The organism is Castellaniella sp. (assembly GCF_049671645.1).
Taxonomy (GTDB): Bacteria; Pseudomonadota; Gammaproteobacteria; order Burkholderiales; family Burkholderiaceae_B; genus Castellaniella.
Map to the genome: position 1 here is coordinate 191,621 of NZ_JBATVG010000024.1, position 22,966 is coordinate 214,586.

Sequence of the window (22,966 nt, forward strand, 5' to 3'; positions counted from 1 at the left end):
ATTCTATAATGTATCGTTCGCACAACAATTATTTGATGTGTGCTTATAACCTGCCCCCAGAGGGCCGCGCCGGGCCGAATGCTCCCCGGGCATCCCTCGCAGAACCAGGAGACCCGCATGAAAAAGAATCTACACACTTGCCTGTTGGCCGCTTTCACGGCCGGCGCCCTGGGCCTGGCGGCGACCGCCGCCCAGGCCGCCGACCTGGCCGCCATCCAGAAATCCGGCACGATCCGCATCGCCGTCGCCAATGAAATCCCCTACGGGTACATGGATCTGAGCGGCCAGGCCAAGGGCGTCGGCCCCGACGTCGCCGCGCACATCGCCAAGGCGTTGGGCATCAAGAACATCCAATGGACCACGACCAGTTTCGGCTCGCTGATTCCGGGGCTGCAGGCCGACCGCTACGACATGGTCGCCGCCGAAATGGCCATCTTGCCGCAGCGCTGCCAGCAGATCGCATTTTCCGAACCCAACAGTTCCTACGGCGAAGGTCTGCTGGTGGCCAAGGGCAACCCGAAAAACATCCACGACTACGCCAGTTTCGCCCAATCGGATCACAAGATCGCCATCATGGCCGGCGCGGATCAGCTGGAAATGCTGCAGGCTCTGAAAGTCCCTGCCGACCGGATCGTGACGATCTCCAGCAATGCCGACGCCATCTCGACGGTCTCGACGGGGCGGGCCGATGGTTATGCCGCCACCAGCCTGACCGTCAGCCAGTTGGCGTCCAAGGGCAAGGGCAAAGTGGAAGCCGCGCAGGACTTCAAGGACCCGGTCGTCGATGGTCAGCCGGTGCGCAGCTGGGGCGGTTTCGCCTTCGCCAAGGACTCCACGGCGCTGCGCGACGCCGTCAACCAGGAATTGGCCAAGTTCAAGAAAACGGACGACTGGAAGAAGATCATGAGCCAGTACGGCTTCTCGTCCGAAGACGCCGCCAAGTCCTTCGACCGCAGCACCGCTCAGCTATGCAAGGGCTAAGCGCCAAGCGCGTTTGAACATGGATTGGCTCGCCTATCTGCCCCCCTTGATGGTGGGGGCCAGGGTCACGATCGAACTGACGCTGTATTCCACCATCCTGGGGGGGCTGTTTTCCTTTCTGTTCGGCATCGGGCGCCTGTCGCGCAGCCTGCCATGGCGCTGGGCCTCCATCGCCCTGATCGAGGTCTTTCGCGGCACGTCCCTGCTGGTGCAATTGTTCTGGCTGTTCTTCGCCCTGCCCGTCCTGGGCCAGGTGCTGGGAATCGACCTGCGCCTGCCGCCGGTCGTGGCCGGCACCCTGGCGCTGAGCCTGAACATCGGCGCCTATGGGGCCGAAGTCGTGCGTGGCGCCATCCAGGCGGTCTCGCACAACCAGTATGAAGCCGCCAAGGCCCTGGATTTCACCCCCCGGCAGACCCTGTGGCGCATCGCCCTGCCCCAGGCCGTCCCCGAAATGCTGCCCAGCTTCAGCAACCTGGCCGTGCAGAACCTGAAGGACACGGCGCTGGTCTCGCTGATCGGCCTGGGCGACATGGCCTTCCAGGCGGAACGCATCCGCAATTTCACCCAGGACAGCGTGTCCGTCTACACCTTGCTGCTGCTGATGTACTTCGGCATGGCGCTGGTGCTGGCGGGACTCATGCGCATCCTGGAAACCCGCGTCGGCCGCTGGCGCAGCCGGGGGACTTGATCATGCTCTTCGGCATCGAATGGAACACCGCCAACGACTGGGTCTTCGCCTGGTCCATCCTGCCCATCCTGCTGCGCGGCCTGGTCGTGACGATCGAAGCCACCCTGCTGGGCTTTGTGGTGGGGGCGGCCCTGGGCCTGGTCCTGGCCGCGCTCAAGAGCGCCCGCCTGCGCGTGATCGCCTGGCCGGCGCGCCTGCTCACGGAGTTCCTGCGCGACACCCCGCTGCTGGTGCAGCTGTTTTTCCTGTATTACGTGCTGCCCGAATATGGCCTGGTGCTGCCGGCCTTCCTGACGGGCGCCCTGGCGCTGGGCGTGCAATACAGCGCCTACATGTCCGAGGTCTACCGCGCCGGCCTGGAATCGATCACACATGGCCAGACCGAAGCCGCCCGCGCGCTGGATATTTCCCCGTTGCGCACTTTCGGCGTCATCATCCTGCCGCAGGCCATCCCGCGCATCGTCCCGGCCCTGGGCAACTACCTGGTATCCATCATGAAGGACGTTCCCGTCCTGTCCGTGGTGTCGATCCTGGAAATGCTGAATGTGGCCCGCATCATCGGCGACCGCAGCTTCAACTACATGGTGCCGCTGACCATGGTCGGCGCGCTCTACCTGATCCTCACCCTGATCGCCTCGGCCGGCGTGCGCTACCTGGACGAACACCTGCCCAAGCGCGGCATTCCCCTGCGCGGGTGAAGACGCGCCCCGCCGGCCATCCATACGCCCCAGGAGACTTTTTTGACGAACACATCCCCTCCCCCCCCGACAGCGGCCGCCGCAGCCACACCGGAATCGGCATCCCCGATCATCGTGATGGACAAGGTGGTCAAGCGCTTCGGCGACGCGATCGTCCTGGACGAACTGGACTTCCAGGTCGCCAAAGGCGAAAAAGTCACCATCATCGGCCCGTCGGGGTCCGGCAAGTCGACGGTGCTGCGCATCCTGATGACGCTGGAGAAAATCGACGGCGGCCTGATCCACGTGGCGGGCAAGCCGTTATGGCACGAATACCGCGACGGCATGCCCGTGCCCGCCAGCGAAGCCCATCTGCGCACCATGCGCAAGGAAATGGGCATGGTGTTCCAGCAGTTCAACCTGTTTCCGCACATGACGGTGCTGCGCAACATCACCGAATCCCCGATCCACGTGCTGGGCCTGTCGCGCGAGGAAGCCCGGCGGCGGGCCTATGAATACCTGGATCTGGTGGGCATGACCGAGCACGCGGAGAAATTTCCCAGCCAGCTCTCCGGCGGCCAGCAGCAGCGCGTGGCCATCGCCCGGGCCCTGGCGACGCGCCCGAACATCATGCTGTTCGACGAACCGACGTCCGCCCTGGACCCGGAACTGGTGGGTGAAGTGCTGACCGTGATCCAGCGCCTGTCGGAAGAACACGATCTGACGATGCTGCTGGTGACGCACGAGATGGAATTCGCCCGCCAGATATCCGATCGCGTCTGCTTCTTCGACAAGGGCGTAGTGGTGGAACAGGCGCCCCCCGAAGTGATGTTCACGGAACCCCGGGAAGAGCGCACCCGGGACTTCCTGAAGAGTTTCCTGGAAGTCCGGCAAGGCGGCAACTGAGCCGGCCGGCGTCCTGTCCGGAGCGACCGGTCGGGACGCTAGGCAGCCACCGCCAAAGGCTCCAGCGCCTCGGCGCGACGGCGGGCCGCGATGTGTTCGGGCCGGGGGGCCATGCCATGAAACGGTGCCACCAGCCGGTTGTCCACGCTGTTGTAGACCATGAACACATTGCTGCGCGGCCAGGGCGACAGATTGCCGCCCGATCCATGCAGCGTATTGCAATCGAAGAACACCACCGACCCCGCCGGCGCCGTGACCGACCGCAGGCCGCCCTGCTCAGCCAACAGGCGCAGGCTGACGGGGTCCGGGACACCGACTTCCTGGCGGCGCAGGGACGTCTTGTAGTTGTCCTCGGGCGTTTCACCCACGCAGGCCACGAACTGGCGGTGCGACCCAGGAATCAGCATCAGAGGCCCATTGAACGGTGTATTGTCCGTCAGCAGCACGGAGCAACTGAGCGCCCGCATGGCCGGCATGCCGTCCTCCACATGCCAGGTCTCGAAATCCGAATGCCAATAGAATTCCTTGCCATCCAGCGCGGGTTTCATGTTGACCCGCGATTGATGGATATAAACCTCGGACCCCAGGATCTGCCGGGCCACATCCAGCAGGCGCGGATCGCGGGGCAGATCGGCCAGGCGTTTGCCCAGCTCGTGCACCCGGAAGATCGAGCGCAGCGCGGCGCTGCCCGGTTCGCGAATGACTTCCTCGCCTTCACGCACCGCCGGATCGTGCTCCAGCGCGGCGATTTCCTCGCGCAAGACGTCGACCTCGGCCTCATCGAACACACCCGGCAGGATCAGAAAGCCATCCTGCTCGTACGCCTGCAACTGCTCCGGGTCCAGCGCCCGGGCATAGCGCCCGTCCTCGTAGATGACGGGATCGCACCGCGCAATCAACGCCGCATCGCGGCCGGTGCGGGATACATAACAATCCTTCATCATTGAACTCCTTCAAAAACGGACGGGCCGCCCTTCAGGGCGGCCCGTCGCCGTCAACCGTCAGCTTCCAGCGGATAGACGCCGGAGGCATCATGCACTTCGCGGCCCGTCAGGGGTGGGTTGAAGACGCAGATCACCCGCAAGGGCTTCGCGCCCCCTCGCAGCCAGTGCTCATCGTGCTGGTCCAGGGCATACACCACCCCCGGACCCAACGTGTACTTCCGGCCGTCGGCAATGGTTTCGATTTCGCCATCGCCCTCGATGCACCACACGGCTTCCAGGTGATTCTGGTAATGGATGTGGGTTTCGGTCCCCGGGAAGATGATCGTCTCGTGAAAGGAAAACCCCATCCCGTCGTCGGACAGCAGCACGCGACGGCTGGTCCAGTTGTCGGTGACGATCTCCTGATCGGTGCCGATCACCTCATTGACATGGCGCACGATCATGAACGGCCTCCCGCGACTTTCAGCACACGGGGTCGCTTGCCCAGCGTGGCCAGGACTTCATTGGCGCTGCGCTCGATCACTTCCAGCCCCTGTTCCAGCTGCTCATATGGAATCGTCAGGGCAGGCAGCACCTTCAGCACTTCATCGTGAGCCCCTGACGTCTCGATGACCACCCCTTGCTCGAAGGCGCGATGCGCGATGCGGTTGGCCAGATCGTCGCCCACGGGCGTCACCAGGCCCTGGATGAGCCCGCGGCCGCGCACGCCCAGTCCGGCTCCCCGGCAACTGTGCGCCAGGTTCTCCAGCCAATCGCGCACCAGGCTTTCCTTGGCGGCGATGCTGGCGGACAGAGCCGCGTCGGACCAGTAGGTTTCCATCGCCTGGGCCGCCGTGACGAAGGCCAGGTTGTTCCCCCGGAAGGTGCCGCTGTGGGCGCCGGGCTCCCAGACATCCAGTTCAGGCTTGAACATCACCAGCGACATGGGCAGGCCAAAGCCCGACAGGGACTTCGACAGCGTGACGATGTCGGGCGAGATGCCGGCCGTCTCGAAGCTGAAGAAGTTGCCCGTGCGCCCGCAGCCCACCTGGATGTCGTCGACGATCAACAGCATGTCGTGCCGCCGGCATAGCCGTTCCAGATCCCGCAGCCAGTGCTGGGACGCAACATTGACGCCGCCCTCTCCCTGGACGGTTTCCACGATCACCGCAGCCGGCTGGTCCAAACCGCTGCTGGGGTCATCGAGCATGCGTTCCAGATACGCCATGGTATTGACGTCCGGCCCGAAATAGCCGTCGAAGGGCATGAAGCTGGTATTGCCCAGGGCCACGCCCGCCGCCTTGCGGAATTTCTGGTTGGCCGTGGCCGCCAGGGATCCCCCCGACACGCCGTGAAAGCCATGGGTGAAGGAAATGATGTTCTGCCGTCCCTTGACCTGGCGAGCCAGCTTCAGGGCCGCCTCGACCGCGTTGGTGCCGGTCGGTCCGGTGAACTGCAAGGTGTAGTCCAGGCCGCGCGGCTTGAGGATCAGCCGATCCACGGTCTGCAGGAAGTATTTCTTCGCGCTGGTGGCCATGTCCAGGCCATGCACCACGCCATCGGAGGCCAGGTAATCCACCATCCGTTCGCGCAGGACGGGATTGTTGTGACCATAATTCAGCGTGCCTGCGCCGCTGAAGAAATCGATATAGCGCTGTCCCGCTTCATCGAAGAGCTCGGATCCCCGCGCCTTCGCGAAAATCACCGGAAACGACCGGATGTAGCCTCGGACTTCCGACTCCATCCGGTCAAAAATTTTCAAATCCATGGGTTCCTCCTTGTTGACGTTCGAATAGACGACAGCAACTCAGTTCACTGCCGACAAGGAAAGCGGGCCGATGCGCAGGAGCGGTTCCGCCGCATGCGCATCGGCCCCGAAAAGCGCCGCTTCGAACAGCGCCGACTCGTGCACGGGAGCGCCCATCTGGCTTGCCAGACGGGCAAACAGCCGCCGTGAAGCCTGATTGCCAGGCCCCACGGTGGTTTCCACCCAGCGGACCGGGCGCGTGCCGGGACGACGCAGCAATTGCCGCAGCATCCTCAGCCCCAGGCCCAGGCCCCGCGCACGGGAATGAACGGCCACCTGCCAGACGAACAGCACGTCGTCGCGCCCAGGCGGCAGATACGCCGACACCATGCCCAGGACGCCACGGTCGTCCTCGGCCACGATGCAGGTTTGGGAAAAATGTTCCGTCAGCAGCAGGTAGAGATAGACGGAATTGAGGTCCAGCGGCGGGCAGTGCGCCACCAGGGCATGCAGAGCCGGCCCATCGGCCCTGCGGGGCGGACGCAACCGGACTGGCGACGCCCCGCTTGGGTCGGGGTCCTGGGTCAAACCACCAGCCCGGATTCGGGCGCCACCCCGGTGGTCGGCACGTCCAGCATGGGCGACTGCGGATCGGCCGCGGGCGCCAGCCCCGTGCCGGATTCGATCAGGTCGACGACGCGTTCCAGGGACAGCGTGATGGTGGCCTGCTCAAGTTCCGGCAGGGCCTTGAGCGAGTCGGCCAGCTTCTGCTGCAGCGGCGAGGGCGTGTCGTGCGCCAATTGCCGCCCGGCGTCGGTGGCGCTGACGAAGACGATGCGGCGGTCGGCTCGCCCGCGTTCACGGAGGATCAGTCCCTTGTCTTCCAGGCGATCCAGGATGCCGACCACGGTGCTGGCGCTGACATGAACCTCGCGGCTGATGGCCGTGGCGGTCATGGGCCCCTTGTCGATGACAGTGCGCAGGCAGACGAGCTGGGGCCCTGTGATATGGCTGCAAGCCGACAGTTGCCGGGAATGCAAGGCGACGGCGCGAGTGATCCGCCGCAAAGCCCGCAAGATACGCAGGTCGTAGGCCTGCTGCGCATCCATTCTGGTGTCCATGTTGATTCAGGGTCCTTGAAAATTGATTTCTGTTGAAATGATAAGCCTATGAATGATATCGGTCAAGAAACTTCTGGCCGCTGCCCCGGCGTCGCCCGCGTCGCGGCCATGGGCCGATCGCGGCTACCAATAAAGAAGCCCCCGCAGTGACGCAGGGGCCTCTTTACAGCTGGAACGCCCGGAGCCGGCGATCAGTGCCCGGAATTCGGATCGATGGCCTCGTCGCTATGGAAGATCGTGTGATCGGCCTTGCCCTTCACCGTCAGGAAGCCGGCCACGCCTTTTTCCACCCTGGACAGGGCGTGATCCACCAACAGATAGCGGCCCGGATAATCGGTCTTGAATTCCACCATGGTCGCGCCGCCGGGCGGCACCAGCGTAGTCTGCACATCGGTCAGCGGTTTGCTGGTCAGGGACGCCTGGTCATAGACCTTGTCGAAGACCTCGCCGATGATGTGGAAGCTGGAGGTCAGGTTCGGACCGCCCACGCCGAAGAAGATGCGGACCGTATCGCCCACGTTCGAGCTCATGTCGTAGACCTTGGTCAGGGCATCCATGGAGCCGTTGAACATCACGTGCTCCGGATTTTCCGCCAGCAGTTTTTCCAGCGAGAACTCCTGCAGCCCGCTGGCGCCGTGCGCCTGGGCCGTATAGAGTTCGCCCTGCATGACGTAGAACTCGCGGTCGACCTTGGACAGCCCGCCTTCCGGTTCGACCAGAATCAGGCCGTACATGCCGTTGGTGATGTGCTGGGCCACCATCGGGGTGGCGCAGTGATAGACGAACAGCCCGACGTGATTGGCCTTGAAGGTGAATGATTTGGTCTGCCCGGGCGCCACCTGGGTGACGGCGGCTCCGCCGCCCGGGCCGGTCACCGCGTGCAGATCGATCGAATGGATGTGGGTGCTGTCCTTGGCGTTGGCGACGTTCATCGTCACCGTATCGCCGACCCGGACGCGGACGAACGGACCGGGGACCTTGTTGTTGAACGTCCAGAAACGGTAAGTGCTGTTGTCGCCCAGGCGACCCTCGACCTCCGTGGTCAGCAGGTCGACCGTGACTTTCTGCGGGCCGCGCTTGCCCACCGGCGTGCCGACCTGGCTGGGATCGTGCGCGATCTGCGGCGCCCGGGTGACGACTTCGTCGGACGGCTCGCCCACGATGATTCTGCCCACCATGCCGGCTGCCTTATGACCCGGCAGCGTGCACAGATATTCGAAAGTGCCGTTCTTCGTGGCCCGGAACACAATGGCGGTGGCGGCGTTCTTGCCTGAAATCTGATCCGATTTCGCCTTGAATTCCGGCACGGCCACATCGTGCGTAGCCCCGTCTCCGTTCACCAGATTGATCTGCACCACCGCGCCTTCCGGCACTTTCAGATCAGGGTTGACCTGGCCATCCATGCCGCCTCGCTCGCCGATGAAGACCAGCTTGCCTTCGGCGATCGAAGTGCGCAGCGTGAATGTAATGTCCGGCTTGTACGTGACGTCCTGGCTGCCGTGCGCGGCAGGCCCGTGGTCCGCCCAGGCCGGGTTGAATCCCAGCCCGGCCGCGAGCAGCAGCAGACTGGTCAACAGGTGTCGGATCAGTGCCATGGTTCCCCCAAATGTTGTTTGATACCGGAATATTCGCCTTCTCGACGGTATAAGCCTCACCGTCATGGTTCCACTGTATCGTTCTTCGACGCCATCCAGCGCCCGGAATCGAGCGAAAAGCCGACAAATCGCAAGACATCCTCGACGAATCCGGCAAAACAATGCTGCAAGTCCCAATTATCCTGACAGAGAACTTATAATCCTGTTCAAAGTGTGGGGCTTCTCTTCTCGCACTGCTTTTTACGGGTCTCATTTTGCTGGCCGATCCTCCCCCTTCCGGACCGACTTCCAGGACATCCACGCTCCGGCGCGTCCCGGTGGCCCCCGATTCAACCCGGTGCTCCACCTGTATGCTGAACGCGATCTGCCTGCCCTTGGGCATGACGCGTCAGGACGTCGTCAAGATGGATGAACTCATCAAGGAACGCATCCGGCTGCCCAAAGGCGGCACCCTGTACCGCCAGGGAGAGGCCGCCGAGGCCATCTACGGCCTGCGTTCCGGGTCGGTCAAGACCCAGATCGAAGACGCCAACGGTCAGGTCCAGATCACCGGATTCCTGCTGCCGGGGGAAATCCTGGGCATGGACGGGCTGATGAATGCCCAGCAGGTCTCGCACGCCATCGCCCTGGAAGACACGGAAGTCTGCATCATCCGCCTGGATGAAATGGACAAGCTCGCCCCGCAACTGCCGACCCTGAACCTGCAGCTGCGCCGCCTGATGAGCAAGGAAATCAACCGATCGCACCAGCAACTGCTGGCGCTGGGCAACCTGCGATCCGAACAGAGACTGGCCGCCTTTTTGCTGAATCTGTCGCAACGGCTGCAGGTCCTGGGCTATTCGCCCTACGAATTCATTCTGCGCATGAGCCGCGAGGAAATCGGCAATTTCCTGGGGCTGACGCTGGAAACCGTCAGCCGGCTGTTCTCGCGCTTCGCCCGCGAGGGCCTGATCCGCGTCCAGCAGCGCGAAGTCCATCTCCTGGACATCGCCGGCCTGCAGGAACTATCGGGCGCGGATTGCGGCTGACCGGTCAATCCACCGGATCGCCGAATTCATCCAGCACCACCCCCCGGGGGGCGATGCGCAAGGTCAGGGCGCTGGATAGCGCCGCCATGCCCCAGAACAGAAAGAACCCCAGGGTATAGACCGTCGGGCGGCTGGCCCGGAACTGCCCCATGAACACCAGATCCAAGGGGTCCACCAGCGCAAACACGATCCCGCTGGCCGCGCCGCCCATCAAAAAAGAGGGCCATAAAATCCACATCAGATTGCGTGCCTTCAAAGCCGTTCTCCTGGGTTGGACTGTTCTGCTTACTGCCCCGTCTGGGCGGGCGGCGCCACTACCAGGCCCTGGCGCGCTCCGCCGTCCTGGATTTCCTGGTCGCCATACGACTGGAAAGCCAGGGCAATGGTGATGACGCAGCCGACAATGGCCACTGCCGGCCCCAGCAACAGGAACCAGGGCCAACGATGCCGCCACCAAGGCTGGCCTTCGGACAATTGTTCGCGCGTCGTGGTTGGCATGATAGCTTCCTGATCAATGGGGGACGTAAAAACTGGACTGCTCCACCACCTGGGCGACGTCGCCCCCCGCACGCGTCCCGGTGGTTTCAAAGCGGATATCGTAGAGCCCCGGCTTCAGGCCGCCTGCCGGCGCCTGCAGCACCACGGGCACCAGACGGTTGGAAGATCCCTCGACCCGTACCCGGCTGGTCCCCTGATCGGCCGTCTGCAGATGCAGGCCGGGCACGCCGGTGGCCGACAAGTCCAGGTCCACGGCTTCTTCCGCCGAATTGATGATCTGCAGGCGATAGACGTTCTCGATCCGGCCGCCGGCGACTTCCCGGCCCAGGGCGCCCCGGTCGCGGATCACGTCCACGCGCAAGGTGGTGCGCGTGGCCAGGGAAAAGACGAAACCGATGGCGATCGCCCCCAGCAGGGCCGAATACGCCAGCACGCGCGGACGCAGCACACGACGGCGCACCTGCGGCTGTGTCAGCCGTTCGGTGATGGCATTGCCGGACGTATAGCGGATCAGCCCTCGCTCATAGCCCATCTTGTCCATGACCGAGTCGCAGGCATCGACACAGGCCCCGCAGCCGATGCACATGTACTGCAGGCCATCGCGGATGTCGATGCCGGTCGGACAGACCTGCACGCACAGACTGCAGTCCACGCAATCGCCCATGCCCGCTTCCTTGTGATCGATCTTGCGCGAGCGGCCGCCGCGCGGGTCGCCGCGCACGTGGTCGTAGGTGACGACGAAAGTGTCGTCATCGACCATGACGCTCTGGAAGCGCGCGTAGGGGCACATGTACTTGCACACGGCTTCGCGCATGAAGCCGGCGTTGCCCCAGGTGGCGAAGGCGTAGAACAGCATCCAGAACCACTGCCAGGGCCCCAGGTCGAAGGCCAGCAGATGGGCGCCCAGTTCGCGGACCGGAGCGAAATAGCCGATGAAGGTGTAGCCGGTCCACAGCGCCAGCACGACCCACAAGGCGTGCTTGGTCGCCTTCAGGCGCAGCTTGCGGGCGTTCCAGGGCTGTTCGTCCAGGCGGATGCGGGCTAGGCGGTCGCCTTCGACCCTTTTCTCGATCCACATGAACAGCTCGGTATATACCGTCTGCGGACAGGCATAGCCGCAAAACAGGCGCCCGGCCATGGCGGTGAACAGAAACAGGGCGAAGGCCGACAGCACCAGCAAGACTGCCAGATAGATCACGTCCTGCGGCCACAACACCATGCCGAACAGATAGAACTTGCGGGCGCCCAGATCGAAGAGCACGGCCTGCCGGTCGTTCCACTGGATCCAGGGCAGACCATAGAACACGGCCTGCGTCAGGAAGACCATCAGCACCCGGATGCGGGCGAAATAGCCCTGGACGGAACGCGGATAGATCTTGGACCGGACCTCGGCCAGGGCCTTTTCAACCTGCGGGGACGTGCCTCCCCCCGAGCCCTTGCGAATTCTGCGCACGGGCTGCCAGGCCGGGTCGTCGCGCGAAGTCTGCGCGGCGGCCTGTGGAGGGGATTCCTTCTGCATGGTGTTTCCTGGTTGCTTGCTTAACGATTGGACTGTCCCCAGACCCAGGCGGCCAGCAGGCGGATCTGTTCCGGAGTCAGATACGCTTCCTGGGCGGGCATCCGGTTATCCCGCCCATTCAGGATCGTCTCGACGATGGTGGCTTCGGAACTGCCGTACAGCCAGACGCCGTCCGTCAGGTTGGGAGCTCCCACCAGGGGATTGCCCTTGCCCTCGGCGCCGTGACAGGCCGCGCAGTAGGTATCGAAGCCGCGCTTGCCCGCATTGATGCGCAAGGGATCATGGGCCAGGCCGGTGAAAGACCGCACGTACTGTGCGATGGCCGAGGCGTCTTCCGGCTTGATCACGGCGCCCCAGGCCGGCATCACGCCGTGCCGGCCCTTGGTGATGGTCTGCAGGATCTGATCCGGCGAACCGCCCCACAGCCAGTCGCCATCCACCAGGTTGGGGAAGCCGCGGCTTCCCTTGGCATCGGACCCATGGCACTGCGCGCAGTTGTTCAGGAACAGGCGCTGGCCGATGTCCCGCGCCTGATCGTCCTTGGCGATGTCGGGAATCGGCATCTCGCGGAAGCGCTCGTAGACGGGCTGGATCCGCGCATTCAGGGCTTCCTGTTCCTGCAGCACCTGCTTGCCGGCCGTGAAGCCGAGCGTGCCCTTCCAGCTGCCAAGCCCCGGATACAGCACCAGATAGCCCAGCGCGAACGCGCACAGCAACAGGTACATCACCGTCCACCAGCGCGGCACCGGATTGTTCAATTCGGTCAGGTCGCCGTCCCAGACGTGGCCGGTGCTTTCCACCGCCTTGACGTCGCGCTTGAGCCAGGCGCGCTGGGAAAACAACAGGTACACGCACCAGACGATGCCGCCCAGCGCGATGACGGCAATGTAATAGCTCCAGAAACTGCTGATGAAGTCACTCATGGGGATCCCCGGCATTCTTGTCGTTCTGATATTCCTCGGGCAGGGCGAAAGGCAGCTGCGCCGCCTGCCGGTTGGCCTCGGCGCGACGCGCCGACCAGGCCCACCAGACGATGCCGGCGAATGTCAGCATCGCCAACCCCGTCACCAGTCCATTGATCACGGCGAGCATCTCAGCGGCCTCCGCTCTTCATGGTCTGTTCGGCCACGGCGCGGCCCCCCACGCCCAGCCCCTGCAGATAGGCGACCACGGCGTCTTCCTCGGTCCTGCCCTTCAGGGCTTCAGGAGCGGCGGCGATCTCCGCATCGGTATAGGGCACCCCCAGGGTGCGCAGGACCTTCATGCGTTCCTGGACGTCGGCGCCCTCCACCGTGTTCTGCTGCAGCCAGGGATAGGCCGGCATATTGGATTCCTTGACCACATCGCGCGGATTGCGCAGGTGGATGCGATGCCATTCGTCGGAATAGCGCTGCCCCACGCGGGCCAGGTCCGGACCGGTGCGCTTGGAGCCCCACAGGAAGGGATGGTCGTACACGGATTCGGCGGCGATGGAATACGGACCGTAACGCTGGACTTCGGACTGCAGCTTGCGGATCTGCTGCGAGTGACAGCCCACGCAGCCTTCGCGGATGTAGACGTCGCGCCCGACCAGGCGCAGGGCCTCGTAGGGCTTGACGCCTTCGACGGCCGTCGTCGTGGAATGCTGGAAGAACAGCGGGATGATCTGCACCAGGCCGGAAAAGGACACCACCAGGATGCTGAAGACGATCAGCAGGCCGACGTTGCGCTCCAGCAATTCATGCGAAAAGCGTTTCTTGCTACCAGACATGGTCAACTCCTCAGGCCGATGCCGGGACGGCGGTTGCGGGAACGGCACGGGCGTCCGGACTGTCCAGCGGCACCAGGGGGTTCACCCGCTGCTGGCCGCGAACGGTCAGCCAGGTGTTCCAGGCCATCAGGCACATGCCCGACAGGAAGAACAGCCCGCCGATCATGCGGATGAAGTAGAAGGGATACGTGGACTTGACGACCTCGACAAAGCTGTAGGTCAAGGTGCCGTCCACGCCCGTGGCGCGCCACATCAGCCCCTGCATCACGCCGGCGATCCACATGGCGGCGATGTAGAGCACCACCCCCAGCGTGGCCAGCCAGAAGTGCAGATTGATCAGGTCCGGGCGAGCCATGCTTTCCCGGCCGTACAGGCGCGGAATCAGGTAGTACAGCGAACCGAAAGTGATCATGGCCACCCAGCCCAGAGCGCCCGCGTGCACGTGGCCCACCGTCCAGTCGGTGTAGTGCGACAGGGCGTTCACGGTGCGGATCGACATCATGGACCCTTCGAACGTGGCCATGCCGTAGAAGGACAGCGCCACCACCAGGAACTTCAGGATCGGATCGGTGCGCAATTTATGCCAGGCGCCGGACACCGTCATGATGCCGTTGATCATGCCGCCCCAGGACGGCGCCAGCAGGATCAGCGAGAACGCCATGCCCAGCGACTGGGTCCAGTCGGGCAGCGAGGTATACAGCAGGTGGTGCGGCCCCGCCCACATATACGTGAAGGCCAGCGCCCAGAAGTGCACGATGGACAGGCGATAGGAATAGATCGGACGTCCGGCCTGCTTGGGCACGAAGTAATACATCATGCCCAGGAAGCTGGTCGTCAGGAAGAAGCCCACGGCATTGTGACCGTACCACCATTGCACCATGGCGTCCTGCACCCCGGCGTAGGCGGAATACGACTTCCACATCGACACCGGCAATTCCAGGTTGTTGAAGATGTGCAGGATGGCGATGGTCAGGATGTAGGACCCGAAGAACCAGTTGGCCACATAGATGTGCTTGACGCGGCGCTTGGCGATGGTGCCGAAGAACACGATGGCGTAGGCCACCCAGACCAGCGTGATCAGGATGTCGATGGGCCATTCGAGTTCGGCATATTCCTTGGTCGAGGTATAGCCCAGGGGAAGGGTGATGACGGCGCCCACCAGCACGGCCTGCCAGCCCCAGAAAGTGAAGGCCGCCAACTTGTCGGAGAACAGCCGCACCTGACAGGTGCGCTGCACCACGTAGTAGGACGTGGCGAACAGGGCGCTGCCGCCAAAGGCGAAGATCACGCCATTGGTGTGCAGCGGACGCAGGCGCCCATAGCTGAGCCATGGCGTGTTGAAGTTCAGTTCCGGCCAGATCAGCTGCGATGCGATCAGCACCCCGACCGCCATCCCCACCACACCCCAGAAAATCGTCGCGATGGTGAACTGCCGGACGACGCCGTAGTTGAAGGTTTCGGCCGGTGTTCCCGTATGCCCGGTCGTGCCCATAAGCGTTCCCCTCAGAACAAGGTTAAGACATTGATTTTTGAAAACCTGAATAATCCCTGAAGCGCCCGAAATCAGCCTTGATCTACATCAATCCATTCGGGAACATCAGCGATCGTCGTCTTCCAGGATGGCGGCGGCCGCATCCCGGGTGTCGTCGAACTGGCCGGCGAAGATCGCCCACCAGAACGCCACGCCGATTCCCAGGACGAACAGCAGGGAAACCGGCAGCAACAGGAAAAGCGCATCCATGGCGGGACCTCAGGCCGGCTCGGCGGCCATGGCGCCCGCTTCAGGGCCGGCCACGCGCGTCAAGCGCCAGGCATTGGCGGCCACCGCCAGCGAGGACACCAGCATGGTGATCGCCGCCAGCCAGGGCTGCACCCAGCCGAACGCCGCCAGCGGCGTCATCAGCACATGCCAGACCAGGGAACCGAGCAGGTTCTGCCGGGCGATGCGGCGCGTCGCCCGATCGGCGAGCGGCGACGGGCCCGCATCCACCCTCGCGTCCGCACGCCGGCCATCCGGCTGCCCCGCCCTGTCGCGCAGCACGGCGGCGCGCCGGGCTGCCAGGGCGGCGGGCACCGACATCGACAGCGCGCAGGGACAGCTCATGACCAGCAAGGCGACCATGACCGCGACCGCCTGATCGGGCCAGGTCTGCCACCAGAACCACCCCACCGCGGCGGCCAGCAGGATCTGGATGCAGACGAACCAGAAAGCCAGCCGGTCCGCCAGGCGCAACAGCGCCGCATCCGCCGCCGGATGCTCGTCCACCGCCTGGCGGGCGCACAATTCCAGGAAGCGGGCGGTGAGCAGAAAGGCCACGAACATGGACACGGAATCGAAATAGACTTCGCCCGCATCGCGCCAGGTGGCCGACACGCTGGGGATGAAGGCCGCCAGGATGCCCAGGGCCACCGGCACGTCCATGCCGATCCGGCCCCGGCTCAGGCTGCGCCAGGCGCCCCGCCAGACCGGCCAGGCGCAATACAACACCAGCGGCACGCACAGCACCAGGCTGAGCCAGTTCATCAGCACGATGGCCTGCTCCAGCGACCGCTGTGCATCCGCCGCGCGCGCGCCATGGCGCAGATAGCCGGGGAAAGCCAGCATCATGACCTGCATCATGATCAGCCAGGCCAGTCCGGTGCGCGCCAGCATGTGCCGGCGCGAACGGCGCATGGCGTCGCTCATGTCCGGCGGAGGCGTGAAAAGAGAAGATGTGCGCATAGGGGGACTATAGCCACGCGCCGGGGCGGAAACTTTGATACAGATCAAGGCTCTTCTCCAACCCTGGGCGCAACAGGGTTTTGGGTATATAATTTGAATTGCAAATCAATTTATATGAACCGCCTGCAATGATCGCTACTTCAACGCCCCGTTCCCGTTTCGGCATCCGCTTTTCGCTCCTGGCCCGCCGCTGGCGGCGCAGGCTCGACGCGCATCTCGCGCAGGCCGGGCTCACGGACGCGACCTGGGTGCCGCTGATCCATCTGGACGAGACCGGCGGCGGCATGACGCAGAAAGACCTGGCTCTGCTGGTCGGAGTCGATGGGTCCAGCCTGGTCCGGGTGCTCGATATTCTCGAACGCCAGGGTCTGATCGAACGGCGCCGCAGCGAGACCGACGGGCGCGCCCGGCTGGTGCATCTCACGCCGGACGGCAAGCGCCGCGTGGCCGGCATCCGCCAGGAACTCGGCGCCGGCGAACGCGCCCTGCTGAGCGGCCTGTCCGAAGACGAAATCGATACCCTGTTGCGATGCTTCGATCGCATCGACGAGCGGATCGCCGCGCTTGAAAATGCGGCGCCGCCGCCCCCCCAGTCACAGGCCGCGCAACATGTCAGATAACAGCCTCCCGGCCGCCCTGCGGGCCAACCGGCGCGATGCGCTGCGCCAAGTCCTGCATGCACGCCGCTTCGAAGAAAGTCTCAGGCTGGGCACGCAGCCCTCGGTGCGCAACTCGGCGCTCGCGGGCCTGCAAGCGGCGTTGGCCACCGCCGTTTCCGTATCGCTGTTCCTGCTCTCGCCCTGGGCTCATCTGGTGGGCTTCGCCTCGCTGGGCGCGCTGGTGGCGCTGTTCGGGCGCTTCGCCCCCCGGCGCAGCCGCGCGGGCATCGTGCTGCAGTGCGCGTTCTGGCAGTCTTTCGCCGTCTTCGCCATGTCTGCGACCGCCTGGCTGGGCTGGCCGCCGGCGGCGCAGCTGACCCTGCTGGCCGTGTCCTGCGGCTTCTATCTGCTGCTCTGCTTTCGACGCCGGTTCGGCGCGCCCGGCCCGCTGATCTTCATCTTCGCGGTCGGCGCGGCGATGACGGATGCACTGGACCTGTCGCAGGTCGTCGAACGCACGCTGGCCACTGCGGGCGCCGCCCTGCTAGCCTGGCTGATCTGCGTCGCCAGCGAGGCCCTGCGCCACCCGCCTACACCTGAGCGCCCCTTTCCGAAAGACCCGGAACGGTCCCTGGGTGAACTGGGCTTCATGGCGACGCGCGTCGCCATTGCGGCGCTGATCGTCATCCTCGCCAGCCATGCCCTCGGTGCAAGCCACCCGGCCTGGGCGGCCATGGGCGCGGTCGCCGTCATGCAGGGCAGCCATCTTCACATCAGCATGCACCGCGCCCTACAGCGGATGGCCGGCACGCTGATCGGCGCAGCGATGACATGGCTGCTGCTCATCCAGCAGCCCTCGGCCTGGCCGATCATCGTTGCCCTGATGCTGCTGCAAGTACTCACCGAAATCGTGATCGGCGCGAACTACGGACTCGGGCAGGCGCTCGTCACGCCCATGGCGCTGCTGATGACCTATCTGGCCACGCCCGCCGCTGACGCAGCCATGGCGCCCGAACGAGTGGTCGATACGATACTGGGCGCGCTGGTCGGCATGGTGATCGCCGTGGCGCTCTCAAGCGCCGAGGACCGGCGGGCGCTGGCGCGCCATCATCAGTCCTCGCACCCGTGCGGCTGAATGCGCCTGCGTCTCCGCATCCTCGGCTCCCGCCGACGCTTCAATCGCGCTGTCTCGTCAGGAGCTCGCCCTCCCGGGCGCGAAAAAAGGGAAGGCGCGAGCCTTCCCAAAAGCACACCTCAGGGGGACCCCTCTTTCCCCCTGCCCTCTCGGTGATAATGCTCAGGCGACCTGCGCGGCAGGGGCCTGGTCGAACTGGGCTTCCTCGGTCGAGCCGCTGAGCGCGGTGGTCGAGGACTGGCCGCCTTCGATGGTCTGCGTGACGGCATCGAAATAACTGACACCCACTTCACGCTGGTGCTTGACGGCGGTGAAGCCCTTGTCGGCCGCGGCGAATTCCTTCTGCTGCAGTTCCACGAAGGCGCTCATCTGCGTGCGGGCGTAGCCGTGCGCCAGTTCGAACATGCTGTAGTTCAGCGCGTGGAAGCCGGCCAGCGTGATGAACTGGAACTTGTAGCCCATGGCGCCCAGCTCGCGCTGGAACTTCGCCACCGTGGCGTCGTCCAGGTTCTTCTTCCAGTTGAAGGACGGCGAGCAGTTGTAGGCCAGCATCTTGCCCGGAAACTGGCGATGGATGGCCTCGGCGAACTTGCGGGCGTATTCCAGGTTGGGCGTGGACGTTTCGCACCAGATCAGATCCGCGTACGGAGCATAGGCCAGTCCGCGCGAAATCGCCTGATCCAGGCCGGCGCGGGTGCGGTAGAAACCTTCCAGCGTGCGCTCGCCCGTCACGAAGGGGGCGTCGTTGTCATCCACGTTGCTGGTCAACAGGTCGGCGGCTTCCGCATCGGTGCGGGCCACCAGCAGGGTGGGCACATTCAGCACATCGGCCGCCAGGCGGGCGGACACCAGCTTGGCCACGGCTTCCCGGGTCGGAACCAGCACTTTGCCGCCCATGTGGCCGCATTTCTTCACGGAGGCGAGCTGGTCCTCGAAGTGCACGCCGGCGGCGCCCGCCTCGATCATGGACTTCATCAGTTCGAAGGCGTTCAGCACACCGCCGAAGCCGGCCTCGGCATCCGCCACGATGGGGGCGTAGTAGTCGATGTAGCCGTCGGCGCCCGGGTTCTTGCCTTCCATCCACTGGATCTGGTCGCAGCGGGTCAGGGAATTGTTGATGCGCTTGACCACGCTGGGCACGGAATTGGCCGGGTACAGAGACTGGTCGGGATACATTTCACCGGCGATATTGGCATCGCCCGCCACCTGCCAGCCCGACAGGTAGATGGCCTTCAAGCCGGCCTTGACCTGCTGCATGGCCTGGTTGCCGGTCAAGGCGCCCAGGGCGTTGACGTAATCTTCCGTGTGCAGCAGATCCCACAGCTTTTCCGCGCCTCGGCGGGCCAGGGTATGTTCCACCACTACCGAGCCCCGCAGACGCACGACTTCGTCCGCGCCGTAGCCCCGTTTGATGCCTTGCCAGCGGGCGTCTTCGGCCCAGCTGCGTTGCAGATTGCGCACTTCCGTTTCGCGAGAGGTCATGGTGTTGCTCCTGAGTAGGTGAAAACAAGAAACCGTTGAAAACAGTCTACGCTTATGCTGCAGTGCACACATGACTTATATCTTATATAAGACAGAAAATATTATTCTTATAATTCATCATGTTATTAATTACATTTCATGTGATGAAATAAATTTCCTGATCATGAAAAACGCGTCAATGCGGCGCAGCACGGATTTTTCACATCCCAAAACCATGCTTTCATCATGTGAAATATGGCCCGGGCAGGCAGTACAATGAGCACTGCCGCCTGGACATCCGCGCCAGCTGACGCCGGAAACGCAGCTGCCGCATCCAGCCGGCGGCCCTCGGGGCCACCGCCCGCATACCGTCACAGAATCGCCTCATGCAGCCATCTTCGCTCGAACACAGCCCGCTGGGCCGGAAATCCACCGGATCCGATCACTACGACCCCGCCCTGCTCTTCCCGATCGCCCGCACCGACACGCGAGCGGGCCTGGACCTGCCTCAGGCCCCATATGGGTCCGACATCTGGAACGCCTACGAGCTGTCATGGCTGAACGCCAAGGGGCGGCCGGTCGTTGCCATGGGGCGATTCACATTCCCCGCGGGCAGCCCGAACCTGATCGAATCGAAATCCTTCAAGCTCTACCTGAACAGCTTCAACGACGAGCGTTTCGACTATCCGGAAATCGTGCAGCAACGCCTGCAGACGGATCTCAGCCGGGCCAGCGGCAAGCCGGTCCACGTGGAGATCCTGTCGGTGCGGCCTGCATTCGAACTCAGTTGCGCCCCGCTGCGCGGCACCTGCATCGACGACCAGGACATCGAATTCATCTCCGCCGGAACCCCCACGCCGGACACCCTGGCCCTGTCGCGCCCGGCCCCCTTCGTGCGCGAAACCCTGGTATCGGAGTTGATGAAATCCAACTGCCCCGTCACCGGCCAGCCTGACTGGGCCAGCCTGCAGATCCAGTACGCCGGCCCGCGCATCGATCATGCAGGGCTGCTGCGCTACATCGTGTCATTGCGCCACCACGGCGAATTCCACGAACTGTGCGTGGAAAAGATCTATGGGGAAATCATGGCGCGCTGCGCGCCGGAAGAACTGCTGGTCTATGCCCGCTATACCCGGCGCGGCGGGCTGGACATCAATCCGTGGCGGGCCAATTTCCAGCCCAAGGACATCGGCCAGACCCGCACGCTGCGGCAGTAGGCCACAAATCGCGCTCAGGTCGCGAAGGGTGCGAACATGCGCGACCCGGCAGGGGGATCGAATGACCCGCGGGTCGCGTCACGGGACGTCCCGGCGACCGGCGCCCCCATTGGCCGCGGCCATGAAAGCATCCGCTGTGGCTCCGGGCGCCCGCGTGAGCAGGCTGACCCCGATGAACAGCGCCGCCGAAACCGGCAGCACCCACACGCCCGCCGACAGGCCCAGCGGCTGGATGCCGGTGGCGAACAGGATCAGCACGATGGCGCTGCCGCCCAGGATACTGGCCAGCGCGCCGGCCGAAGTACCCCGACGCCAGTAGAATGCGCCGATGATGGCCGGCACCACGACCGCCAGGCCGGTGGACGCCGCCACCGACAGCACCGCGATGAGATTGAGCCGGAGCTCGGCGAACAGCAGCGCCAGGACGGCGATGACGGCCAGCACCCATTTGCCGAAACGCACCTGGCGCGCCTCGTCGCGATGCTTGACGGCATGGGCATAGACGTCGCGCGAGAGCATGGACGACAAGGTCAGCATGATGGAATCGATGGTCGAAATCGCGGCGGCCAGAATGCCGATCATCACGATTTCCGCCAGGATGGGCGGCACCATGTCCGAACCCAGAAGACGCGGGGTGGCCAGATCGGGGGTGTCCAATCCGGGCAGCGCGATCCGCGCGCTGAAACCCCAGGTGACGGACACCAGGGTGTAGATCAGGCCGAAGCACAGGAAACCGATCAGCATGCGGCGCAGGGCCGACAGGTTTTTGGGCATGAACAGGCGTTGGCTGACCTGAGGATTGGACAGGCTGAAGAAAAACCAGGGCAGCGTCAGGCCCAGAAATGTGGCGAACGAGAAAAAGCCGGGGCCGGGCACCGTGAGCACGTCGCCCTCGGCTTGGCTGAGATGATCGAACATGACCCCCAATCCGCCCAGCTGATGCACCACCAGCAAGGCCACGGCCGTCGCCGACACCAGCATGAACAGCGCCTGAAGGGCGTCGGTCCACATGATGGAGCGCATGCCGGCGATATACGAGAAGACCAGCGCCACAAGGGTCGCGAATACGGTTCCGGTAGTAAAACCGATGGCGCCATGGCTCATGCCGGCCAGCAGATACCCCACCCCGGCCAGTTGCACTGCGGCGTAGGGGATGAGGAACAGGCAGTTGGTCAAGGCCATGGACACGGCGACCGGCTTGCTCTGGTAGCGGTGGCCCAGCATCTCGCTGGGCGTGATGAAGTCGTAGGCCTTGCCCACGTGCCAGAACTTCGGCCCGAAGACGGCGACCAGCGAGACCCCCACGAAATACACGATCTCGAAACCGAATGCCCCGACCCCCGCCTTGTAGGTCAGGCCGGCCAGGCCCACCAACATGAAGGCGCTGTAGGTGGTCGCGCTGTAGCTGAGCGCCGACACGAAGCCGCCAAAGCGCCGAGCGCCCAGGAAGTAGCCGGACATGCTGACCGAGCGGCCATTGGTGGACTCATCCCGCGACAGCCAGGCGACATAGATGGCGATCGCCAGATAAATCGCGACGCCGATCCAAAGCGAGGTAGTGCTCATTCGTCCCGCCCCCGCAGGTCGCGCGTGGCGACAAGATTCAGGGCGATCACCAATACGCCCACCACGGTCCAGAACAGGAAGCTGCCATACCAGGCATTGACACGGTCCAGGAACAGGTACGGGACCGCATAGCACAGGAGTGCCAGGACCCAGATGCAGGCGAGACTCAGTTTTCTAGTCATGACGGTATGGGATGGGATGGCCGATCAGCTGCGACGCTGGATTTCCGGCCAGGCTTTCTTCAGGTAATAACACATCGACCAGACCGTCAGGATGGCGGCCACGACGATCAGGATGGACCCGAGGATGCGGACGGAAACGCCATCGATAGGCTGCCAGTACAGCAGACAGGGAATGGCGACCATCTGGGCGGCGGTCTTGAATTTGCCCAGGCGGTGCACGGCGACGCTGCTGCTGGCGCCAATTTTCGCCATCCATTCGCGCAGGGCGGAAATCGTCAATTCGCGCCCGATGATGACGAGAGCGATCAAGAGATCCACCCGCCCCAGGTTGAGCAGGATCAGGAGCGCCGCCACCACCATCAGCTTGTCGGCGACCGGGTCCAGAAAGGCGCCGAAGGCCGAGGTCTGATTCCAGCGCCGGGCCAGATAGCCGTCGAACCAGTCGGTGACGGCCGCGACGATGAAGGCAATGGCCGCCGCGCTGTCGCGCCAGCCGGATGCGGTCCAGGCGTCCGGCAGATAGAACAATCCCACGAGCAGCGGGATCATGGCAATGCGCAGCCAGGTCAGGGCGATGGGAATATTGAACGGCATGATAGACGTAATACTACCCCAAGCGGATGACCCGCACGCGGTCCGGACACGGTA

27 protein-coding genes are annotated in these 22,966 nt (G+C 64.2%); 8 read left to right on the forward strand and 19 right to left on the reverse strand.

The features are described from left to right. The first annotated feature begins 117 nt into the window (after window positions 1-117). From ehuB to ehuA, 4 genes are all read left to right on the forward strand, one after another. The gene (gene ehuB / locus WBG56_RS13445; protein WP_424269142.1) at window positions 118-981 is read left to right on the forward strand and encodes an ectoine/hydroxyectoine ABC transporter substrate-binding protein EhuB; all 864 of its coding nucleotides are present in this window, start codon (window positions 118-120) and stop codon (window positions 979-981) included. Window positions 982-1,000: 19 nt separating this feature from the next. Continuing rightward, complete coding sequence (ehuC, locus tag WBG56_RS13450) at window positions 1,001-1,672, forward strand: ectoine/hydroxyectoine ABC transporter permease subunit EhuC (protein ID WP_424269144.1); 672 nt, start codon at window positions 1,001-1,003, stop codon at window positions 1,670-1,672. 2 nt (window positions 1,673-1,674) lie between these two features. Beyond that, on the forward strand, window positions 1,675-2,370 hold the full coding sequence (gene ehuD / locus WBG56_RS13455; RefSeq protein WP_424269146.1) for an ectoine/hydroxyectoine ABC transporter permease subunit EhuD: 696 nt from the start codon (window positions 1,675-1,677) through the stop codon (window positions 2,368-2,370). A 117-nt stretch (window positions 2,371-2,487) separates the two neighbouring features. Further along, window positions 2,488-3,255, forward strand: a complete 768-nt coding sequence (ehuA, locus tag WBG56_RS13460) for an ectoine/hydroxyectoine ABC transporter ATP-binding protein EhuA (protein ID WP_424269216.1) — start codon at window positions 2,488-2,490, stop codon at window positions 3,253-3,255. 38 nt (window positions 3,256-3,293) lie between these two features. Here ehuA and thpD read toward each other — a convergent pair whose 3' ends face one another. The 6 genes from thpD to nirK all read right to left on the reverse strand — a co-directional run bounded on the left by thpD (window position 3,294) and on the right by nirK (window position 8,641). Further along, complete coding sequence (gene thpD, locus WBG56_RS13465) at window positions 3,294-4,196, reverse strand: ectoine hydroxylase (protein WP_424269218.1); 903 nt, start codon at window positions 4,194-4,196, stop codon at window positions 3,294-3,296. Between the two features lie 53 nt (window positions 4,197-4,249). Continuing rightward, window positions 4,250-4,642 carry an ectoine synthase gene (locus WBG56_RS13470; protein ID WP_424269148.1) on the reverse strand — a complete coding sequence of 131 codons (393 nt, stop codon included), beginning with the start codon at window positions 4,640-4,642 and terminating at the stop codon, window positions 4,250-4,252. After that, window positions 4,639-5,946, reverse strand: a complete 1,308-nt coding sequence (gene ectB, locus WBG56_RS13475) for a diaminobutyrate--2-oxoglutarate transaminase (protein WP_424269150.1) — start codon at window positions 5,944-5,946, stop codon at window positions 4,639-4,641. Before ectB ends, WBG56_RS13470 begins: the two co-directional genes overlap by 4 nt. A gap of 39 nt (window positions 5,947-5,985) precedes the next feature. Continuing rightward, on the reverse strand, window positions 5,986-6,528 hold the full coding sequence (gene ectA / locus WBG56_RS13480) for a diaminobutyrate acetyltransferase (RefSeq protein ID WP_424269219.1): 543 nt from the start codon (window positions 6,526-6,528) through the stop codon (window positions 5,986-5,988). Then, window positions 6,510-7,046: a MarR family winged helix-turn-helix transcriptional regulator gene (locus WBG56_RS13485; protein ID WP_424269151.1), complete on the reverse strand. Its 537-nt coding sequence runs from the start codon at window positions 7,044-7,046 to the stop codon at window positions 6,510-6,512. Before WBG56_RS13485 ends, ectA begins: the two co-directional genes overlap by 19 nt. Before the next feature lie 191 nt (window positions 7,047-7,237). Next, complete coding sequence (gene nirK / locus WBG56_RS13490; RefSeq protein WP_424269153.1) at window positions 7,238-8,641, reverse strand: copper-containing nitrite reductase; 1,404 nt, start codon at window positions 8,639-8,641, stop codon at window positions 7,238-7,240. Between the two features lie 350 nt (window positions 8,642-8,991). Between nirK and WBG56_RS13495 the strand changes: the two genes are divergently transcribed. Continuing rightward, the gene (locus tag WBG56_RS13495) at window positions 8,992-9,669 is read left to right on the forward strand and encodes a helix-turn-helix domain-containing protein (protein ID WP_424269155.1); all 678 of its coding nucleotides are present in this window, start codon (window positions 8,992-8,994) and stop codon (window positions 9,667-9,669) included. A 4-nt stretch (window positions 9,670-9,673) separates the two neighbouring features. On the opposite strand, the gene WBG56_RS13500 is transcribed toward WBG56_RS13495, so the two are convergent. The 9 genes from WBG56_RS13500 to WBG56_RS13540 form a co-directional block, all read right to left on the reverse strand. Further along, a complete protein-coding gene (locus WBG56_RS13500; protein WP_424269157.1) occupies window positions 9,674-9,925 on the reverse strand; it encodes a hypothetical protein in 252 nt (83 codons plus the stop codon). A gap of 29 nt (window positions 9,926-9,954) precedes the next feature. Then, window positions 9,955-10,167 carry a hypothetical protein gene (locus tag WBG56_RS13505; RefSeq protein ID WP_424269159.1) on the reverse strand — a complete coding sequence of 71 codons (213 nt, stop codon included), beginning with the start codon at window positions 10,165-10,167 and terminating at the stop codon, window positions 9,955-9,957. Between the two features lie 13 nt (window positions 10,168-10,180). After that, window positions 10,181-11,686: a cytochrome c oxidase accessory protein CcoG gene (ccoG, locus tag WBG56_RS13510; protein ID WP_424269161.1), complete on the reverse strand. Its 1,506-nt coding sequence runs from the start codon at window positions 11,684-11,686 to the stop codon at window positions 10,181-10,183. A 20-nt stretch (window positions 11,687-11,706) separates the two neighbouring features. Beyond that, on the reverse strand, window positions 11,707-12,609 hold the full coding sequence (ccoP, locus tag WBG56_RS13515) for a cytochrome-c oxidase, cbb3-type subunit III (RefSeq protein ID WP_424269163.1): 903 nt from the start codon (window positions 12,607-12,609) through the stop codon (window positions 11,707-11,709). Continuing rightward, window positions 12,602-12,778: a cbb3-type cytochrome oxidase subunit 3 gene (locus tag WBG56_RS13520; RefSeq protein ID WP_424269165.1), complete on the reverse strand. Its 177-nt coding sequence runs from the start codon at window positions 12,776-12,778 to the stop codon at window positions 12,602-12,604. Before WBG56_RS13520 ends, ccoP begins: the two co-directional genes overlap by 8 nt. 1 nt (window position 12,779) lies before the next feature. Next, window positions 12,780-13,436: a cytochrome-c oxidase, cbb3-type subunit II gene (gene ccoO, locus WBG56_RS13525; protein WP_424269167.1), complete on the reverse strand. Its 657-nt coding sequence runs from the start codon at window positions 13,434-13,436 to the stop codon at window positions 12,780-12,782. Window positions 13,437-13,446: 10 nt separating this feature from the next. Further along, window positions 13,447-14,928, reverse strand: a complete 1,482-nt coding sequence (gene ccoN, locus WBG56_RS13530; protein ID WP_424269169.1) for a cytochrome-c oxidase, cbb3-type subunit I — start codon at window positions 14,926-14,928, stop codon at window positions 13,447-13,449. 105 nt (window positions 14,929-15,033) lie between these two features. Beyond that, window positions 15,034-15,177 carry a cbb3-type cytochrome oxidase assembly protein CcoS gene (gene ccoS / locus WBG56_RS13535; protein WP_424269171.1) on the reverse strand — a complete coding sequence of 48 codons (144 nt, stop codon included), beginning with the start codon at window positions 15,175-15,177 and terminating at the stop codon, window positions 15,034-15,036. A gap of 9 nt (window positions 15,178-15,186) precedes the next feature. Beyond that, the gene (locus WBG56_RS13540; protein ID WP_424269173.1) at window positions 15,187-16,158 is read right to left on the reverse strand and encodes a hypothetical protein; all 972 of its coding nucleotides are present in this window, start codon (window positions 16,156-16,158) and stop codon (window positions 15,187-15,189) included. A 128-nt stretch (window positions 16,159-16,286) separates the two neighbouring features. On the opposite strand from WBG56_RS13540, the gene WBG56_RS13545 reads away from it, so the two are divergent. Beyond that, window positions 16,287-16,778, forward strand: coding sequence for a MarR family winged helix-turn-helix transcriptional regulator (locus WBG56_RS13545; protein ID WP_424269175.1), 492 nt, complete (start codon window positions 16,287-16,289; stop codon window positions 16,776-16,778). Further along, on the forward strand, window positions 16,768-17,892 hold the full coding sequence (locus tag WBG56_RS13550) for an FUSC family protein (protein WP_424269177.1): 1,125 nt from the start codon (window positions 16,768-16,770) through the stop codon (window positions 17,890-17,892). Before WBG56_RS13545 ends, WBG56_RS13550 begins: the two co-directional genes overlap by 11 nt. Window positions 17,893-18,054: 162 nt before the next feature. Here the strand turns inward: WBG56_RS13550 and aceA are convergent, their stop codons facing one another. Then, entirely contained in the window at window positions 18,055-19,374 is a 1,320-nt protein-coding gene (gene aceA, locus WBG56_RS13555) for an isocitrate lyase (protein WP_424269178.1), read from the reverse strand. Between the two features lie 365 nt (window positions 19,375-19,739). Between aceA and queF the strand changes: the two genes are divergently transcribed. Then, complete coding sequence (gene queF, locus WBG56_RS13560) at window positions 19,740-20,570, forward strand: NADPH-dependent 7-cyano-7-deazaguanine reductase QueF (protein ID WP_424269180.1); 831 nt, start codon at window positions 19,740-19,742, stop codon at window positions 20,568-20,570. Between the two features lie 78 nt (window positions 20,571-20,648). Here queF and WBG56_RS13565 read toward each other — a convergent pair whose 3' ends face one another. From WBG56_RS13565 to pgsA, 3 genes are read right to left on the reverse strand one after another with little or no spacing between them, the layout of a single operon-like run. Further along, window positions 20,649-22,136 (reverse strand): sodium:solute symporter family protein, encoded by a 1,488-nt coding sequence (locus WBG56_RS13565; protein WP_424269182.1) that lies wholly within the window; start codon window positions 22,134-22,136, stop codon window positions 20,649-20,651. Beyond that, window positions 22,133-22,318, reverse strand: coding sequence for a hypothetical protein (locus WBG56_RS13570; protein WP_424269184.1), 186 nt, complete (start codon window positions 22,316-22,318; stop codon window positions 22,133-22,135). Before WBG56_RS13570 ends, WBG56_RS13565 begins: the two co-directional genes overlap by 4 nt. Before the next feature lie 24 nt (window positions 22,319-22,342). Next, the gene (gene pgsA, locus WBG56_RS13575) at window positions 22,343-22,912 is read right to left on the reverse strand and encodes a CDP-diacylglycerol--glycerol-3-phosphate 3-phosphatidyltransferase (protein WP_424269186.1); all 570 of its coding nucleotides are present in this window, start codon (window positions 22,910-22,912) and stop codon (window positions 22,343-22,345) included. Window positions 22,913-22,966: the final 54 nt, after the last annotated feature.